Raw genomic sequence first — 15,672 nt, 5'->3', positions numbered from 1 at the left:
GATGCGCGGCCTCAGCATCCGCGCGCGCATCACCCTGCAGACGCTCCTGGTGGCGCTGCTGCTCTGCACGGGAGCGGTCGTCGCGTTCCGCGTGGGGGTTCAGGAGATCGTCAATTCCGCTCTGGCCGAGCTTCTCGCCGCGGACGCCGCGCCGATCGAGGCGCAGATCCACCGCGGCGGCGCCGACCCGGCGATCAGCATCGGCGAGGATCAGCTCATCGCGGTGGTCTCGCCGTCGGGTCGCATCGTCGCCTCGACGCTTCCCGCCGGACTCGCCAGCAGGATGCCGGAGCTGCTCGCCCTCTCCACCACCCCGCAGGCCCTCTCCACCCCCACGCGCAGCTATCTGGCGCGATTGGAGCACGACCACTCGGACTCCGGCACCTGGCTCGTCATCACCGCCCGCAATGTGGAGGAGGGCGAGGTCGTGATGGGCAAACTGACGATCGCGCTCGTGATCGGCGATCTCGTGCTGGTCGCCGGCTTCGCAGGGGCGGCATGGCTTCTGACCGGTGCGGCCCTCCGGCCGGTCTCCGCGCTCCGACGGGAGGCCGAGCTGCTCAGCCGCCGGGGCTCCCTCGCCGCGCTGCCGGTCGGCGAGACGGGCGACGAACTGGATCAGCTCGCGACCACGCTCAACACCTTCATCGAGCGCAATCGTCAGACGGTGGAGCGCGAGAAGCAGATGGTCTCCGATGCGAGCCACGAATTGCGCACCCCGCTCGCGGTGCTGCGCGGCCAGCTCGAACTCGCCTCGGCGCCCGACCGCGGAATCGCGGAGCTGCGCGACGAGATCGCCGCCGCCCGGCGCACGACCGCCCGACTCGCAACGCTCACGACGAATCTGCTCGAACTGGCGAAGCTCGAGGCCACGCACGACGACTCCTCCGCCCCGTGGGAGGAGCTGCAGCTGCAGCTCGCGGCCGGGGTGGACCGGGCGCGCCTGCTCGCCGGGCCACGGGGCGTCGCCGTCGACTTCGACGTCACGGTCGCCGACGATAACGCGCGGTATCGCGTCGCGCCGGCCGCGTTCGCGAGCGCGGTCGACAATCTGGTGACCAACGCCATCGCCGCCGCCCACGACCGCGGCAGCGTGCAGGTGACCGTCGGCCAGTCGGCGGGAGAGCTCGTCGTGCGCGTGATCGATGACGGCCCGGGGATGCCCGAGTCGTTCATCCCCGTCGCCTTCAATCGATTCTCCCGACCGGATGACTCGCGCCCCAGTGACACGGGCGGCAGCGGCCTGGGGCTCGCCATCGTGCACGCGATCGTCACGGGCGCCGGCGGGTCGATCGGAATCGAGAATCGCGCTCCCGGGCTCGAGGTCTGGTTCAGGCTGCCGCGCGCGGACGCCGACCCGGGAGTCCGATCAGAAACATGATCGCGTCGCCGAGCACCAGGAAGGTGCGCTGCACGACCGCGAGTCCGAGGACGGCCGGTGAGCCCAGGTGCGCGCCCAACACGAGCACGAGGACTCCCTCGCGAACGCCCACGCCGGCAGGATCGAAGATGGCGACGAAACCGGCGACCCAGGAGACCGCGTAGGCGGGGAGACCGCTGAACACATCGGAAGCCCGCGCCGGGTGGTGCGCGGCGATCAGCACGCTCAGCGAGACGCCGAGGAGCAGCCAGCTGAGCACGCACCAGCCGACCGCGGCGGCGAGGGGCACCGGGGCGAGCCGGGGAACCGTCGAGGCGCGCCGCAGCAGGCGCAGGGCGACACGGATCAGCCGATCCAGGACGGGCGGCACGAGCGCGATGATCCCGGCGACGATGATGATCACGGGCACGATCGCGTACCGCTCGGCGACGACCGGGAGAAGGAAGAGGCCGCTGACCGACAGGATCGACGCGACCGTGAGCGTCATGAGGAGCGCGACCGACATGGCCACGATGCTCTGGAACGCGTCCATCCCGGCGATCAGACCGAGCCGGGTGCTGGCGACGATCGGCCACACCGCGCCCGGGAGGTACTTGCCGAGCTGCGAGGTGAAGTAGATGCCACCGGCCTGCGCGAGAGTGAGCCGGGTACCGAGGGCGCGCACGACCTGGCGCCAGGAGAGCATGTTCGTGTAGAGCCCGAGCAGAACGAGCGCCGCTGAGAGGGCCACCAGCGCGCCGTTCAGCCCCGCGATGACGCGTGCCGTCTCGTTCCAGTTGCGCACGACGGCGATGATGAGCAGGGTCAGCGCCGCGAGTCCGAACAGGGTCTGGGCGGCGACCCAGAGGCGTGTGCGGAGGGTCGTCGGGCCGCTCCGCCTCGACGGGATCGCGGTCATCCCTCTAGCCTTGGGATGTTCCCCCTCGTCGCCGTCATGGTGCACGGCATAACGATGCGCCATGAAGCTGGTGAGGGGTTGCCGGGATGGGCCCGATCGTCTGAACAGCCGTACAGGCTGGAGGTCGGCGCGCAGCCCGTCCCGCCCGACCACCAGCGCAGAGGAGGCCACCGTGCCGCAGCGGCCCCGCCTGCTCGTGCTCGCCTCGACGTTCCCCGCGCGACTCGACGACGGAATCCCCGCCTTCGTGCTGGATCTGGCGCGGCAGGAGGCGATCGACTACGAGGTCACCGTCCTCACGCCCCGCGTGCCGGGGGCGCCGCGACGGGAGAGGATGGCCGGGGTCGACGTGGAGCGCTTCGCCTACTTCCCGCGTCGCTGGGAACGCCTCGCCGACGGGGCCATCCTCGACAACCTCCGCAAGACGAGGAGTCTCTGGCTGCAGTTGCCCTTCCTGGTTCTCGCACAGGCCATCGCGGTGCGGCGGGCGATCCGCCGGCTGCGCCCGGACGTGATCCACGCGCACTGGATCCTGCCGCAGGGCTTCTCGGCGCGGCTCGCCAGTCGCCGCATCCCGCTGCTCGTCACCCTCCACGGCGCCGACGTCTACGCGCTCCGCTCGGCACCCTTCCGCCGGATGAAGCGCTGGGTGCTCGACGGAGCCGCCCGCGTGACGACGGTCAACGACCAGATGGCCACGATGATCGCGGCCTGGGGCGTCGACACCCGCCGCACGAGCACCATCCCGATGGGGGTGCCGCTCGACGAGGTGATCGCCGCACGGCGCAGCGCGCCCCCGCAGGCGGCGGGACCCGCCCACCTCGTCGTCGTGGGCCGACTCGTCGAGAAGAAGGGCTTCGCGGTGCTCCTCGAGGCGCTGCGCGAGCACGTCACCGACCGGGATTGGCGACTCACGATCGTGGGCGACGGCCCGGAGCGTGAGCGCCTCGAACGACTGGCGACCGGGCTGCCGGTCACCTTCACCGGCCAGCAGGGCCGTCATCGGGTGCTCGCCGAGATCGCGTCGTGCGAGCTGTTCCTGCTTCCGTCCATCACCGCCGCCTCGGGCGACCAGGAGGGCCTGCCGGTCGTGCTCCTCGAAGCGGCGGCGCTCGGCACCGCGATCGTCGCCGCCGACCTGCCGGGCATCAACGAGGTGGTGATCGACGGCGTCACCGGATCACTCGTGCCGTCGGGCGATGCCGCGGCCCTGGGGGCGGCGATCGACCGGTTACTGCGCGACCCGGTGGCTCGGGCATCCTTCGCAGCGGCGGCCGCCGCGGTCGCCCAGGGCTACTCCACCGAGTCGATCGGTGCCCGCTATCGCGCCGTGCTCGATGAGGCCCGCGCGGCCGCCCTCACGCCGGTCAGCTGAGCTGCTGCCCGGCCAGCGTCGGCAGGGGAGTCTCGGCCGGTCGACGGGCCGCGATCGCCACGAGCACCACCAGCACCCCGAGCGCGACGAGGCTCACCGGCCCTGTGCCGAGGTCGAGCCCGCCCCGCGTGTGGCTGACGGCGAGCCCGTCGGCGATCGAGGCGCCGAAGGGTCGCGTCGCGATGTATGCGACCCAGAAGGCGGGTACCGCGGTCCGCGGCCGCCGCCAGAAGACCAGCCCGGGCACGAGGATGACCACCCCGAACAGCACCGCCGAGGCCCAGTAGCCCATGCCGAGGGTCATCGCCGTCAGGTCGCCGGCCGCCGTGCCGAGCGCGAACGCGATCATGACCACCGCCCAGTAGAACAGCTCGCGCCGCGTGCTCGTGATGCTGTGGATCGAGAGGGTGCCCTCGCTGCGCTTCCACAGCACGAATACGACGAGGAGCACCGCCGCGAAGGCGGCCGTGGAGTAGGCGTACGGCACGCCGACGACGATGTGCGCGACGTCGGCGACCATCGTGCCGAACACACTCACCATCGTGACGAGGAGCCAGTACCGCCAGGCGATGTAGCGATCGGCGCGCAGCTGCACGAGGAGGCAGGCGACGAACACGACGGCGGCGAGGAGCACGACGGGAACCGGATCGAAGGTCTTCACGAAGTAGTCGGAGCTGGTCTCACCCATACCCGTGGTGACGATCTTGATCACCCAGAACAGCAGGGTGATGGCCGGCACCTTCGAGCGGAGCCCGTGAGTCGGCGCGGTCTGGCGGGGAGCGGTCATCCGCTCAGTCTGCCGGGGCCCGCCGGGTGGCAGGTCAGCGGGCGGGCGCTCGACGGCTGAAACTCCTTACAGCCGGGCGGATGACCGGCGCGTCACCCGCTGCGCGACGAGCCGGTACAGCACCCCCACCACGAGCACCCCGAGCCCGGTGAAGACCGCGGCCGGCGGCAGCGCCGCGACGAGCACCAGGCAGCCGATCGCGCCCGTGACGGCGATCCCTCGCGGGTACCGGCGGTGCGCGCGGTCCTGGCTGAGCGCCGAGAGATTGGCGACGAGGTAATAGAGAAGCACACCTAAGCTGGAGAACCCGATCGCCGCGCGCAGGTCGACGGTGAGCACGAGCACGCTCACGACGAGGGCGAGCGTGACCTCGGCGCGGTGCGGCACGCGGTATCGCGGGTGCACGGCCGCGAGCGGGCGGGGCAGATCGCCCTCGCGAGCCATCGCGAGGGAGGTTCGACCGACCCCCGCGATGAGCGCGAGGAGCGCTCCGAGGGTTGCGACGGCGGCCGCGATCCGCACGAGGGGGGCGGCCCACGCCCACTGCCCGGCGCGCACCGCCTCCAGCAGCGGCGCGCTCGAGGCGGCGAGCGTGTGGGCACCGAGCGTGCCGAGGAGCGCGACGCCGACGCCGAGGTAGATCACGAACACGAGGCCCAGCGAGAGGGAGATCGCCCGGGGGATGGAGCGGGCGGGATCGCGGACCTCCTCGCCCATCGTCGCGACCCGGGCGTAGCCGGCGAAGGCGAAGAACAGCAGGCCCGCCGCGCGCAGCACGCCGAGGGGCGAGCCGCCCAGGATCTCCCCGGCGAGCTCACCGGAGCGGGGCATCCCCGCCGTCAGGGCGGCCGCGACGATGATCACGAGCAGCACGAGGATGATCGCGACGAGCACGCGGGCGAGAAGCGCGGTGCGGGTGACCCCGACGTAGTTGACCGCCGCGAGGGCGAGGACGACGACGACGCCAAGAGGACGCTCCCACCCGGCCGGCGCGACGTAGGCGGCGAAGGTCAGCGCCATCGCGGCGCAGCTCGCCGTCTTGCCGATGACGAAGCTCCACCCCGCGAAGAATCCCGGCCACTCCCCGAGCCGCTCCCGACCGTAGACGTAGCTGCCGCCCGAGGTGGGGTATTGCGCGGCGAGCTGCGCCGAGGAGGAAGCGTTGCAGAACGCGACGAGCGCGGCCGCCGCGAGCGCGAGCAGGAGGCTGCTGCCCGCGGCAGCGGAAGCGGGTGCCCAGGCGGAGAACAGCCCGGCGCCGATCATCGAACCGAGCCCGATCATCACCGCATCGCCCACTCCGAGACGGCGGGCGAGCATCGACATGGCGCCAGTCTCGCATGCGGCGCGGACTCGTGTGCGACGGCCTCTCGCGGGGCGGCGCGAGGAAGGTTCGGCTGTCCTTGCTGGCACGCGCGATCGGATGATGATTGGCTAGTCCTCATGTCGAGTCCCGTCAGCATTCCCGGTCAGCAGGAACACGAACCCCACCGCGAGGGAATCGCGAGCCGCCTGAACTGGCTCCGGGCAGGGGTGCTCGGCGCGAACGACGGCATCGTGTCGGTCGCGGCCATCGTGGTCGGTGTGGCGGGCGCGACGAGCGCGGGCGCTCCCATCCTCACCGCGGGACTCGCGGGCCTGGTCGGTGGCGCGATCTCCATGGCGCTCGGGGAATACGTCTCCGTCAGCAGCCAGAGCGACAGCCAGCGCGCCCTCATCGAGAAGGAGCGCCGCGAACTGGCCGAGGATCCCGAGGGGGAGCTCGCCGAGCTCGCCGGCCTCTACGAGGCGAAGGGCCTCAGCGCCGAGACCGCCCAGAAGGTGGCCGAGGAGCTCACCGAACGGGATGCACTCGCCGCCCACCTCGAGGTCGAGCTCAAGATCGACGAGCACGACGTCGTGAGCCCCTGGCACGCGGCGGGCGCCTCCGCTCTCGCCTTCACGATCGGCGGAATCCTCCCGCTCCTCGCGATCCTCCTCCCGCCCGCCCCGGTGCGGATCGCGGTGACCTTCGCGAGCGTGCTCATCGCGCTCGCCCTGACGGGTGCGCTCAGTGCTCGCATCGGCGGTACCGGGGTGCTCCGCCCGACCATCCGCGTCGTGGTCGGCGGCGCGGCAGCTCTCGCGGCCACCTTCATCATCGGTCGACTTCTCGGGACGAGCGGCCTGGTCGGCTAGATGCCCAAAGTCCTGATCGTCGAGGATGACCCGGCCATGGCCGCGCTGCTGGAGCGCGGTCTGACCGACGAGGGCTATGAGGTCACCCGCGTCGACAACGGCGTCGAGGCGCTCATCCAGGCGACGACGGGCGAGTTCTCCGCCGCGGCGATCGACGTGATGCTGCCCGAGATGAACGGCTTCGAGATCTGCCGTCACCTGCGCAATCAGGGCAATCTTCTCCCCGTGCTGCTGCTCACCGCCCGCGATTCGGTGGATGACCGGGTCTTCGGTCTCGATTCCGGGGCCGACGACTACCTCACGAAGCCCTTCGCCTTCGTCGAACTGAGCGCGCGCATCCGGGCTCTGGTGCGCCGCGACAGTGCGACTCCGAAGCAGCTCATGCGCATCGGTCACCTCTCGCTCGATGTCCCCGCCGTGCGCGCGAGCATCGACGGCAAGTCGCTTCCGCTCAGCACGAAGGAGTTCTCGCTGCTGCGCGTGCTCGCGGCGCGCGCGGGGGAGACGGTGACCCGCACCGAGATCCTCGAGGAGGTGTGGGGCACGACGAGACACATCGACCCCACGATCGTCGACCAGTACGTGCGCTACCTGCGCAAGAAGCTGCAGCCCTTCGAGAGCGGGATCACGATCGGCACGGTGCGCGGCACCGGGTACACCCTCAGCGACGACACGGCGGAGTGAGGTGTTCTTCCGCCGCCTGTCGATCCGGGCCCGCATCACGATCGGGAGCCTCATCGTCGCGATCATCGTCTCGGGGGGCGGTCTGCTCGCCGTGCGCGCGAACGTGCAGTGGATCCTGCAGGGCGCCGACTACTCCCTCGCGAACGGCGACCTGCTCTCCTTCGCGAAGGACATCCTCTCGAATCCGGGGGAGGGCGTCGACTCCCCGGCCGCGGGCGTCCTCCTGCTCGTCAAGGATCCGAGCGGCGTCGTCAAGGTGGACACGATGCCGCACGACCTGAGCGAGCTCATCCGGCACGGTCTCGCCGACTCCGACAAGATCCGCACGACCGACGAGGGCACGAGCTACGTGATCGTGAGTCGAACCGTCACGAACGACCGGGGCGAGTGGACGCTGTGGGCGGCCCGCAGCGCCGCCGCGAGCGATCTCGCCGTCGACGGGCTCGATCGCTCCCTGCTGATCGGCGAGCTCGTGCTGCTGCTCGTCTTCGGCGTCGCCTCCTGGCTGCTCGCCACGGCCGCGCTGCGGCCGGTGAGCCGCTTGCGCAAAGAGGCCGAGTCGCTGAGCGGCGACGCGGGGGAGGAGTTGCTCCCGGTCGGCCCGGCGGAGGACGAGATCTCAGCCCTCGCCACCACTCTCAACGCCTTCCTGGAGCGCGTGCGCGCCTCGACCGAGCGCGAGAAGCAGATGGTGTCGGATGCCGCACACGAGTTGCGCACCCCGCTCGCCGCGCTGCGCACACAGCTCGAACTCGCGCACGACAGCTTCGACGACCCCGCGGCCCTCGCCGCCGAGGTGCGGGGCGCGGAGGACTCCGTGGCCCGCCTTTCCGCCCTCGCGAACGGCCTCCTCGAACTCTCCCGGCTGGAGGGATCCCCGGCCGAGCGGCGGCCCGCCACGAGCGCGGCCCTCGTCGACGAGGCGATGGGCTCGGTCGACCGCGCGCGACTGCTGGGGCTCGCCCGCTCCGTCGAGGTCGGCTTCGACACCGACGACCTCGACCCCGCGGACCGCTTCAGCATCGCGCCCGAGGCCTTCGCGCGCGTGCTCGACAACCTGCTCAGCAACGCGATCGCCGCGGTAGGGCCCGACGGCTCGGTGGAACTGACCATCAGGGAGACCGCGGAGGGCATCGAGGTGCAGGTGAGCGACGACGGCCCGGGCATCCCCCCGTCGTTCCTGCCCGTCGCCTTCGACCGCTTCTCCCGGCCGGATGACTCGCGCACCGCCAGCACCGGCGGAAGCGGGCTCGGCCTCGCCCTGGTCCGCGCGATCGCCGAGTCCGCGGGCGGCACGGCGCAGCTGCACAACGGCGATGTGGGGGCCATCGCCACCGTGCGGATTCCCCGCATCGGGCCGTCGCGCAAAATGTAAAGACACACACGCAAGAACTGCGCGGTTTTCGGCCCGTCCATAGACAACCCCGAGAGTCTGTACCTGTTGGATTCACCAATCGGTCAGACAGAGGGGAAGCACGCATGACGTCTCAGACACCGACCCGGCCGCTTCGGGTATCGGCGCCGACGCCATCACAGCGCGCCCTGCAGTTCAAACGGAGGATGCGCCTCGCCGACCTCCTGGTCATCGCGGGCTGGACCTCCGGTGCCGCATCGATCGCGCTCTATCTGGGCTACGGCGGTGCGGGGCAGTTCGGCACCCTGGGCGCCGCCGTCACGAGCCTCGGCATCCTCGCCGGCCTCGTCGGCACCGATCTCATCCTCGTCATGCTCATCCTCGCCGCGCGGATCCCGATCATCGACCGGGCCGTCGGGCACGACCGCGCGATGGCGGCCCACCGGGCACTCGGCAAGCCGGCGCTGTACCTCATCCTCGCCCACGTGGTGCTCCTGATCGTGGGCTACGGCATCCAGCAGGGCTTCAACCCCATCGCCGAGACGGTGGCCCTCTGGCAGATGCCGGACATGCCCCTCGCGTTCCTCGGATTCGGGCTGCTGATCGCCGTCGTCGTGACCTCGCTCGTGGTCGTGCGCCGCAAGTTCCGCTACGAGTTCTGGTACGTCGTGCACCTGCTCAGCTACGCGGCCGTCATCACGGCGCTGCCGCACCAGTTCAGCATCGGCGGTCTGCTCGCGAACGGCACACTGCAGCGGGTGTACTGGATCGCGCTCTACGTGCTCGCGCTCGGCTCCATCCTCACCTTCCGCGTCATCGAGCCCATCGTGAAGAGCTTCCAGCACGGTATCCGGGTGACGAGCGTCGAGGCGGTCGCCCCGGGCGTGGCCAACATCCACCTCTCCGGGCGCAAGCTGAAAGACCTGGACTCCGACGGCGGGCAGTTCTTCGTGTGGCGGTTCTGGACGGCGAAGACCTGGTGGCACTCGCACCCGATCTCGCTCTCCTCGGTGCCCACCGACACCACGGCGCGCATCACGGTGCGCGCGCTCGGCAACGGCTCGACGCGCCTCGGTCGACTTCCCCGCGGCACGCGCGTCACGATCGAGGGCCCCTACGGCCTCTTCACCGAGGCCGCCCGCACCTCGCCCAAACTCGCGATCATCGCCGCCGGCATCGGGGTGACCCCGGTGCGGGCGCTGCTCGAGCACTCGCGGCTCGTGCCGGGCGAAGCGACCATCCTCCTGCGCGCCTCCTCGGAGGACGAGACCTACCTCTGGGACGAGATGTACGACCTCGCCGCCCAGCGCCAGGCGCGCCTCTACACCTCCATCGGCAAGCGCCCCAGCCGGGGACGAACCTGGCTGTCGGCTCACGACGCGCAGCGCGACGTCAGCCTGCGCTCCGCCTTCCCCGATATCCGCAAATCCGATCTCTACATCTGCGGCCCGCAGGCCTGGACCGACCAGGTCGTGGCAGAAGCCCGGGCCGTGGGTCTTCCCGACCACCAAATCCACACGGAAAGGTTCGACTGGTGAAAACTCGCGCCGTTCTCGGCAGCATCTTCGCATCCGCAAGCGTCCTCGTCATCGGCTGGCAGGCCGGAGCGTCCGCCGCCCACAGCGCGGAGGCCCTCACGAGCACGGGCTCGACCGGGTCGACGACCGCGTCGACCGCGACAGGGTCGGGCACCGCCTCCACCCCCAGCAGCACGACCTCCTCCTCGCCGAGCTCCACCGGAAGCGCCTCGACCGGAGGCTCGACCGCCTCGACGACGAAGACCTACACAGGCAATGTCATCGACACCCAGTGGGGCACGGTGCAGGTGGAGATCAAGGTCAAAGCCGGCAAGATCACCGATGTGGTCGCGCTCAAGCTCACCGATGTGGGCGGCCGATCGGTCGAGATCAGCAATTACGCCGCGCCGATCCTGCGCCAGGAGGTGCTCGCGGCGCAGTCCGCGAACGTCGCTGCGGTGGGCGGCGCCACCTACACGACCGACGGCTACCTGCAATCGGTGCAGTCGGCGATCGACAAGGCCGGCCTCTGACCCATGCCCACGCACGTCTTCCCCACGATGGGCACGATGGTGTCCCTCGCGGTCGCGGGCGGGCCGGTGCCGGGGGCGGGGCTCGCGCGCCTCACGGCGCTGTTCACCGCGTGGGATGACCGCTACAGCCTGTATCGCCCCGCGAGCGAGCTGTCTCGCATCGCCTCGGGCGAGCTGAGCCTTCTCGACGCGAGCGACCACCTCCGCGACAGCTATCGGATCGCGCTCGACTGGCGCGATCGCACCGACGGCGACTTCAGCCCGCATCGTCCGGACGGCGTGCTCGACCTCTCGGGCGTGGTCAAGGCGCTCGCGATGGCCGAGGCGGCGGCGGCGCTGCTCGCGGACGGGTTCACGGACTGGTCGCTCGACGTCGGTGGCGACATCCTCGTGCACGGCGACGCGACCCCCGGGCAGCCGTGGGTGGTCGGCATCGTCGACCCGGATGACCGCTCAGCGCTTCTCACCGCGATCGAGCTCGACGCCGCCCGGCCCGCGCTCGCGACCTCCGGCTCCGCGGAGCGCGGCGACCACATCTGGCGCGCGCGCCGCGCGGCGGATGAGGGCTTCCGGCAGGTCTCGGTGCGCGCCGCCGACATCGTCACCGCCGACGTGCTCGCCACCACGATCGTGGCGGGCGGACCCGCGGCGCTCGATAGGGTGACGGAGCGCTGGCCGGTCGATGTGGCGACGGTGTCGCCGTCGGGCGAGATCCGCATGACGCCGGGCATGCGCGCGGCCATGGAACGCGCCGCAACCACCTCCTCACAGCCACCGGCGGCACGATAGGCGCTCATGCGCACACGATCGCCGCTCCTCGCCCTGAGCGCTGTGCTCCTGCTCGCCGGCTGTGCCGCCGCGCCGGGGCCGACGTCGGCACCCGCACCATCCGCGCCCGCGGCGGCCACTCACGCGCCATCCGCGCCCGCAACACCCACGCCCCGCACGGCACCGGCGCCCTCCCGCAGCCATATCGACCACATCGTCGTGATCGTCGAGGAGAACAAGGCCGCGACGACCGTGCTCGGCAACCCTGACGCGCCCTACCTGAACGCGCTCGCGCGCGCCGGTGCCGTCGCGACCCGGTACCGCGCCGTCGCGCATCCCAGCCTTCCCAATTACCTCGCGCTCACGGGCGGGAGCACCGCCGGCATCACGAGCGACTGCCTGCCCGGGCCGGGGTGCCACGGCAGCGGCCCGAGTATCGCGGGGGAGCTGGCCGCGGCGGGGTATCGCTGGGGCCTCTTCGCAGACGGCATGCCCTCGGCGTGCGATCGCTCGAACGCGGGGGAGTACGCGGTGAAGCACAATCCCTTCGCCTACTACCCCGCGATCGAATCGCAGTGCGCGTCGAGCGACCTGCCGCTCTCCGCGCTCACGGGGGCCCTCCGCTCGACCAGCACGCTGCCCGAGCTGAGCTATGTCATCCCGGACCTCTGCCACGACATGCACAGCTGCCCGGTGGGGACGGGCGACCGCTGGCTCGCGCGAGTGGTGCCGGGCATCCTCGCGTCACCCGCCTTCACGCAGCAGCACTCTCTGCTCGTCGTGACCTTCGACGAGGACGAGAACCGCGGGGGCGACAACCGCGTGCTCACGGTGTTGGCGGGCCCGGCGGCCCGGCCGGGGGCGCGATCCGCGACTCCCGCGAGCCACTACTCACTCCTGCGCACCATCGAGGCGAACTGGTCTCTGGCGCCGATGCGGGCGGGTGATTCGGCCGCTGCACCGCTGACCGTACTGCTGCGCTGACGCGCGGATCAGGCGGCGGCGCGCTCCTGGCTGCGTCGCAGCTGAGCCGCCTTCATCGACAGCCACGCGGTGAGCCCGAAGACGATGAACGCGAGCGGAACGTGCACGCCGATCAGCCCGTCGGCGTGAGCCTCGGTGATCGCGCTGCCGATTCCCGTCTGCGCGACAAGGAGCACGAGCAGGGCGACCGCCGACCAGGCGAGACCGGCGCGCGCCCGCCGGACCGCCACGAGCGCGAAGATCGCCGTGACCAGCGCGAGCAGCACGGTGATCATGGCGATCACGTTGTGGGCGGCGATCCAGCCGCCCCGGTGCTCCTGCGAGACGAACTCGCCGGCGGTCACGGCCTGCGCGAAGATTCCGAGCGAGGTGAGGCCGGTGAGGGCGGCGAACGCTCGGATCGCCGTCGACGAGACGAGTGCGGGCGCGGCGCTGGGAGTGGACACGGATCCTCCGGAAAGTCGAATTGCTGGTGCCTCAACCCTACGCGCGGCGACGCCGGAGGATCCGCCATTCCCGCCAGACGAGCACGATGATCACGACATCGAGCACCGCGAGCGCCGCACTGCCCACCGAGGGGGCCGCGACGAGCGACACGATCTGACCGACCAGGAACAGCGCGAGCACCCCGAGGGCCCAGGGGTAGACCCAGTGAAACTCGCGCAACAGGCAGTAGACGAGCACGAGCTTGAGCACGCCGTGCCCGAAGAGGAACACGATGACGAGCACCGAGGGGTGCGGGTAGAGCGAGGCGATCGCCTTACCGGCCCAGTTCGCGATGAGCTGCCGCACGGCGCCATCGTCGGCGTCGGTTCCCGCGAGCGGGGCGAGCAGGCGGGCCACCAAGCCCGCATCGAACCAGAGGATGACGCCCACCACGAGCTCGACGAGCCCGTCGATGCCCTTCAGCGCGAGGCTCAGCCGATAGAGCGTCTCCTGTACGCGCCCCGGCGCGGGGGAGTCGGGCGGGGCGGCGTCGGTTCGCGTTTCGGTCACTCGATCATTCTGCACGGGAGGGTGACGTGCCAGCCGAGCGTCTCGTCGAACCGAATCGGCGTGGCGTCGGGGATCGCGGGGCACAGCCCTCCGACGCGCTCAGCGCTGGGGGGAGCCGTGCACCATCCAGCGCTGGAACCGCCGGCCCCGGATCGAGGTCGGGACGATCCGCACGAAGGTGTATTCCGCGACCGGAATCCAGGTCGGCAGGGGCAGCCCCTCCGCGTGCTGCACCTCGGCGGCCTCGGTCAGGATGTCGGCACGGCCGTCCACGACCACGCTCCACGCGCCGTCCGCCGTTCGGTCGTCCACCTCGAAGGCGACGACGGGATTGAGCGCCAGGTCGCGCAGCTTCTCACCGGGGGCGCTGCGGAAGACGATGGCCGTGCCATCGAAGTGATAGTCGACGGGGAAGATCTGCGGCTGGCCGTTCACCGAGACCGCGAGCCGGCCGAAGCCGTGTCGCTCGAGAAGCGCGCGGGCATGCGCATCCGTCAGTTCCGTCACCGGGCCCTGCGGCGACCACTCGTCGAGGTCCTCGTACTCTGTCATGGTGCCGATGCTGCCCGCGCCCCCGTGGACGCGGTAGGGGCGAAAGACCCGCCGAGCCCCGAGGCGCCCGCGCGCCGACCGGCCGAGGCGGGAGAATGGTGGAGCACGAGGGGAGAGGGATGACCGCGGGACTGCTGACGAGGATCACCGATGCTCTCCGGCTCACCACCGCGCGCCCCGTGCTGCACCGCTCCGTCGACGTGGGCGAGGGCCCGGTCGTCGTGCTGCTCCACGGCCTCGCCTCGTCGTGGCACACCTTCTCCGACCTCGTCCCATTGCTCGAGCCGCGACACCGCGTGATCGCCCTCGATCTGCTGGGATTCGGTCTCTCGGTCGCGCCGCCGAGCACCGGCTTCACGATCGACGAGCACGTGGATGCGGTGGCGACCTCCCTCCGCCGCCTGCGACTGGGTGGGCCGGTGATCCTCGTCGGGCACTCGCTCGGCGCACTCGTCGCAGCGCGCCTCGCCGCGACGACACCGCGACTCGTGCGGCACCTCGTCATGATCAGCCCGCCGATCTACCCCGCCGCGGGCGATCTCACCTCCTCCATCGATCAGGCGGCGATGCGCGCCTACACCCGGGCCTTCGACTTTCTGCGCAGCAACAAGCAGTTCACGATCCGGAACGCGACGGTGCTCGCGCGCCTGCTGCCGATGCAGGGCATCCTCGAGGTGACGGAGGCGAACTGGCACGCCTTCGCGCTGTCGCTGGAGAACTCCATCCAGCGGCAGAGCACGATCGTCGACGTGGCCTCGGTGACGGTGCCCGTCGACGTGGTCTACGGCTCGCTCGACCCGCTCCTGCTGCCCGCCGGCATCAAGGTGATCGGCAGCATGCGCCAGGTGACGGTGCACCGGGTGGACGGCGGCGACCACGTACTGCGCAAGCGCATCGCGGCCGCCGTCGCCGCTGTCGTCGACGACGACGGGGCACGCGACTCCTAGATCGGGCGCACCACGAGGTTGTTGTGGACGTCGGTCACGTGCGGCGCGGCCCACGCGGCGTGGCCGGCCTGCTTCTTCTCCGCCCAGGAGGAGACCTCTCCCGTGAGCGTGACCTCGTTACCGGCGACGCTCACGTCGATCCCACGGGAGTCGAGGATCGCGTTGCGCACGAGCGCGTTGTGGATCGCCTCCTTGGTATCGGGGGCGGAGGGGTGGCGCGTGAGATTGATCTGATTGTCGACGAACCGCACGCCGTTGAGACTGCTCACGGCGAGCTCGGCCGCGTGCCGCTGGTAATCCCAGTCCACGACACCGGTGAGCACGACGGTGCCCGCCCGCACGGTGGCCTTGATCGCATCCTTCGGAACGAGAGTGTTCCACAGGAGGATCGTGCGCACGGCCGCCGCGACGTCGGTGTCGGTGCGGTGCTCGTCAGGAGCGGCCACCGTCATCTCGTCGGCGACGGTCGACACCCCCTTGACGCGGAGCGCGGCTTCACGCGCCGCGATTCGCTCGCGCAGGGTCGCCACTTCGCCCGAGAGCGTGACGGCACCCCGATTGACGGACACGCCGACGCCCGCCGAGTTCAACTCGGCCGTCCAGCGCAGTTCGTCGCTGACCAGTTTCTGCACTGTTCGGTCGCTGTCGACCGCTGATGTGGTGTTCATGAGCCAACCGTGCGCCGTCTCCCGCCGCCGGGGCAGTGCCGAAGGTCCCG

The 15,672-nt window shown here is 71.0% G+C and carries 17 protein-coding genes; 10 read left to right on the top strand and 7 right to left on the bottom strand.

The window, feature by feature from the left end; all coding sequences use genetic code 11:
• Position 1: 1 nt before the first annotated feature.
• Positions 2 to 1,381, top strand: coding sequence for a sensor histidine kinase (locus G3T37_RS01825; RefSeq protein ID WP_241732167.1), 1,380 nt, complete (start codon positions 2 to 4; stop codon positions 1,379 to 1,381).
• Here G3T37_RS01825 and G3T37_RS01820 read toward each other — a convergent pair.
• On the bottom strand, positions 1,332 to 2,279 hold the full coding sequence (locus G3T37_RS01820) for a lysylphosphatidylglycerol synthase domain-containing protein (RefSeq protein ID WP_163471769.1): 948 nt from the start codon (positions 2,277 to 2,279) through the stop codon (positions 1,332 to 1,334). The two genes, G3T37_RS01825 and G3T37_RS01820, sit on opposite strands and share 50 nt — an antisense overlap.
• Positions 2,280 to 2,451: 172 nt before the next feature.
• Between G3T37_RS01820 and G3T37_RS01815 the strand changes: the two genes are divergently transcribed.
• Entirely contained in the window at positions 2,452 to 3,654 is a 1,203-nt protein-coding gene (locus G3T37_RS01815) for a glycosyltransferase (protein WP_163471768.1), read from the top strand.
• Here the strand turns inward: G3T37_RS01815 and G3T37_RS01810 are convergent.
• Together G3T37_RS01810 and G3T37_RS01805 are read right to left on the bottom strand one after the other, a co-directional pair.
• A complete protein-coding gene (locus tag G3T37_RS01810) occupies positions 3,647 to 4,441 on the bottom strand; it encodes a COG4705 family protein (RefSeq protein ID WP_163471767.1) in 795 nt (264 codons plus the stop codon). The two genes, G3T37_RS01815 and G3T37_RS01810, sit on opposite strands and share 8 nt — an antisense overlap.
• Positions 4,442 to 4,507: 66 nt before the next feature.
• Positions 4,508 to 5,767, bottom strand: coding sequence for an APC family permease (locus tag G3T37_RS01805; RefSeq protein ID WP_163471766.1), 1,260 nt, complete (start codon positions 5,765 to 5,767; stop codon positions 4,508 to 4,510).
• Between the two features lie 117 nt (positions 5,768 to 5,884).
• Here G3T37_RS01805 and G3T37_RS01800 point away from each other — a divergent pair, with 117 nt between their 5' ends.
• The 7 genes from G3T37_RS01800 to G3T37_RS01770 all read left to right on the top strand — a co-directional run bounded on the left by G3T37_RS01800 (position 5,885) and on the right by G3T37_RS01770 (position 12,459).
• Positions 5,885 to 6,619 carry a VIT1/CCC1 transporter family protein gene (locus G3T37_RS01800; protein WP_163471765.1) on the top strand — a complete coding sequence of 245 codons (735 nt, stop codon included), beginning with the start codon at positions 5,885 to 5,887 and terminating at the stop codon, positions 6,617 to 6,619.
• Complete coding sequence (locus G3T37_RS01795; protein ID WP_163471764.1) at positions 6,620 to 7,303, top strand: response regulator transcription factor; 684 nt, start codon at positions 6,620 to 6,622, stop codon at positions 7,301 to 7,303.
• A gap of 1 nt (position 7,304) precedes the next feature.
• Positions 7,305 to 8,678, top strand: a complete 1,374-nt coding sequence (locus G3T37_RS01790) for an ATP-binding protein (RefSeq protein WP_163471763.1) — start codon at positions 7,305 to 7,307, stop codon at positions 8,676 to 8,678.
• Positions 8,679 to 8,782: 104 nt separating this feature from the next.
• Positions 8,783 to 10,195, top strand: coding sequence for a ferredoxin reductase family protein (locus G3T37_RS01785; protein WP_163471762.1), 1,413 nt, complete (start codon positions 8,783 to 8,785; stop codon positions 10,193 to 10,195).
• A complete protein-coding gene (locus G3T37_RS01780; protein ID WP_163471761.1) occupies positions 10,192 to 10,707 on the top strand; it encodes an FMN-binding protein in 516 nt (171 codons plus the stop codon). Before G3T37_RS01785 ends, G3T37_RS01780 begins: the two co-directional genes overlap by 4 nt.
• 3 nt (positions 10,708 to 10,710) lie before the next feature.
• Positions 10,711 to 11,496 carry an FAD:protein FMN transferase gene (locus tag G3T37_RS01775; RefSeq protein WP_241732061.1) on the top strand — a complete coding sequence of 262 codons (786 nt, stop codon included), beginning with the start codon at positions 10,711 to 10,713 and terminating at the stop codon, positions 11,494 to 11,496.
• Positions 11,497 to 11,502: 6 nt separating this feature from the next.
• Positions 11,503 to 12,459, top strand: a complete 957-nt coding sequence (locus tag G3T37_RS01770; RefSeq protein ID WP_163471760.1) for an alkaline phosphatase family protein — start codon at positions 11,503 to 11,505, stop codon at positions 12,457 to 12,459.
• 8 nt (positions 12,460 to 12,467) lie between these two features.
• On the opposite strand, the gene G3T37_RS01765 is transcribed toward G3T37_RS01770, so the two are convergent.
• From G3T37_RS01765 to G3T37_RS01755, 3 genes are all read right to left on the bottom strand, one after another.
• Positions 12,468 to 12,905 (bottom strand): hypothetical protein, encoded by a 438-nt coding sequence (locus G3T37_RS01765; protein ID WP_163471759.1) that lies wholly within the window; start codon positions 12,903 to 12,905, stop codon positions 12,468 to 12,470.
• Between the two features lie 37 nt (positions 12,906 to 12,942).
• Positions 12,943 to 13,455 carry a DUF2127 domain-containing protein gene (locus tag G3T37_RS01760; RefSeq protein WP_163471758.1) on the bottom strand — a complete coding sequence of 171 codons (513 nt, stop codon included), beginning with the start codon at positions 13,453 to 13,455 and terminating at the stop codon, positions 12,943 to 12,945.
• A 99-nt stretch (positions 13,456 to 13,554) separates the two neighbouring features.
• The gene (locus G3T37_RS01755) at positions 13,555 to 14,007 is read right to left on the bottom strand and encodes a pyridoxamine 5'-phosphate oxidase family protein (RefSeq protein ID WP_163471757.1); all 453 of its coding nucleotides are present in this window, start codon (positions 14,005 to 14,007) and stop codon (positions 13,555 to 13,557) included.
• A 119-nt stretch (positions 14,008 to 14,126) separates the two neighbouring features.
• On the opposite strand from G3T37_RS01755, the gene G3T37_RS01750 reads away from it, so the two are divergent.
• The gene (locus tag G3T37_RS01750) at positions 14,127 to 14,954 is read left to right on the top strand and encodes an alpha/beta fold hydrolase (RefSeq protein ID WP_163471756.1); all 828 of its coding nucleotides are present in this window, start codon (positions 14,127 to 14,129) and stop codon (positions 14,952 to 14,954) included.
• Here the strand turns inward: G3T37_RS01750 and G3T37_RS01745 are convergent.
• Positions 14,951 to 15,622, bottom strand: coding sequence for a BON domain-containing protein (locus G3T37_RS01745; protein ID WP_163471755.1), 672 nt, complete (start codon positions 15,620 to 15,622; stop codon positions 14,951 to 14,953). The two genes, G3T37_RS01750 and G3T37_RS01745, sit on opposite strands and share 4 nt — an antisense overlap.
• Positions 15,623 to 15,672: the final 50 nt, after the last annotated feature.

The sequence above is a fragment of the Galbitalea soli genome (genome assembly GCF_010686725.1).
GTDB lineage: Bacteria > Actinomycetota > Actinomycetes > Actinomycetales > Microbacteriaceae > Galbitalea > Galbitalea soli.
The sequence above is the reverse complement of the archived record's forward strand: the minus strand, read 5'-3'. Positions and strand labels throughout refer to the sequence as shown.

What these genes read in the sequence shown, in the direction of transcription:
- G3T37_RS01755 (WP_163471757.1), bottom strand. Translation starts at nt 14,007, where the DNA reads ATGACAGAGTACGAGGACCTCGACGAGTGGTCGCCGCAGGGCCCGGTG.
- G3T37_RS01825 (WP_241732167.1), top strand. Translation starts at nt 2, where the DNA reads ATGCGCGGCCTCAGCATCCGCGCGCGCATCACCCTGCAGACGCTCCTG.
- G3T37_RS01810 (WP_163471767.1), bottom strand. Translation starts at nt 4,441, where the DNA reads ATGACCGCTCCCCGCCAGACCGCGCCGACTCACGGGCTCCGCTCGAAG.
- G3T37_RS01800 (WP_163471765.1), top strand. Translation starts at nt 5,885, where the DNA reads ATGTCGAGTCCCGTCAGCATTCCCGGTCAGCAGGAACACGAACCCCAC.
- G3T37_RS01745 (WP_163471755.1), bottom strand. Translation starts at nt 15,622, where the DNA reads ATGAACACCACATCAGCGGTCGACAGCGACCGAACAGTGCAGAAACTG.
- G3T37_RS01805 (WP_163471766.1), bottom strand. Translation starts at nt 5,767, where the DNA reads ATGTCGATGCTCGCCCGCCGTCTCGGAGTGGGCGATGCGGTGATGATC.
- G3T37_RS01795 (WP_163471764.1), top strand. Translation starts at nt 6,620, where the DNA reads ATGCCCAAAGTCCTGATCGTCGAGGATGACCCGGCCATGGCCGCGCTG.
- G3T37_RS01775 (WP_241732061.1), top strand. Translation starts at nt 10,711, where the DNA reads ATGCCCACGCACGTCTTCCCCACGATGGGCACGATGGTGTCCCTCGCG.
- G3T37_RS01820 (WP_163471769.1), bottom strand. Translation starts at nt 2,279, where the DNA reads ATGACCGCGATCCCGTCGAGGCGGAGCGGCCCGACGACCCTCCGCACA.
- G3T37_RS01785 (WP_163471762.1), top strand. Translation starts at nt 8,783, where the DNA reads ATGACGTCTCAGACACCGACCCGGCCGCTTCGGGTATCGGCGCCGACG.
- G3T37_RS01770 (WP_163471760.1), top strand. Translation starts at nt 11,503, where the DNA reads ATGCGCACACGATCGCCGCTCCTCGCCCTGAGCGCTGTGCTCCTGCTC.
- G3T37_RS01750 (WP_163471756.1), top strand. Translation starts at nt 14,127, where the DNA reads ATGACCGCGGGACTGCTGACGAGGATCACCGATGCTCTCCGGCTCACC.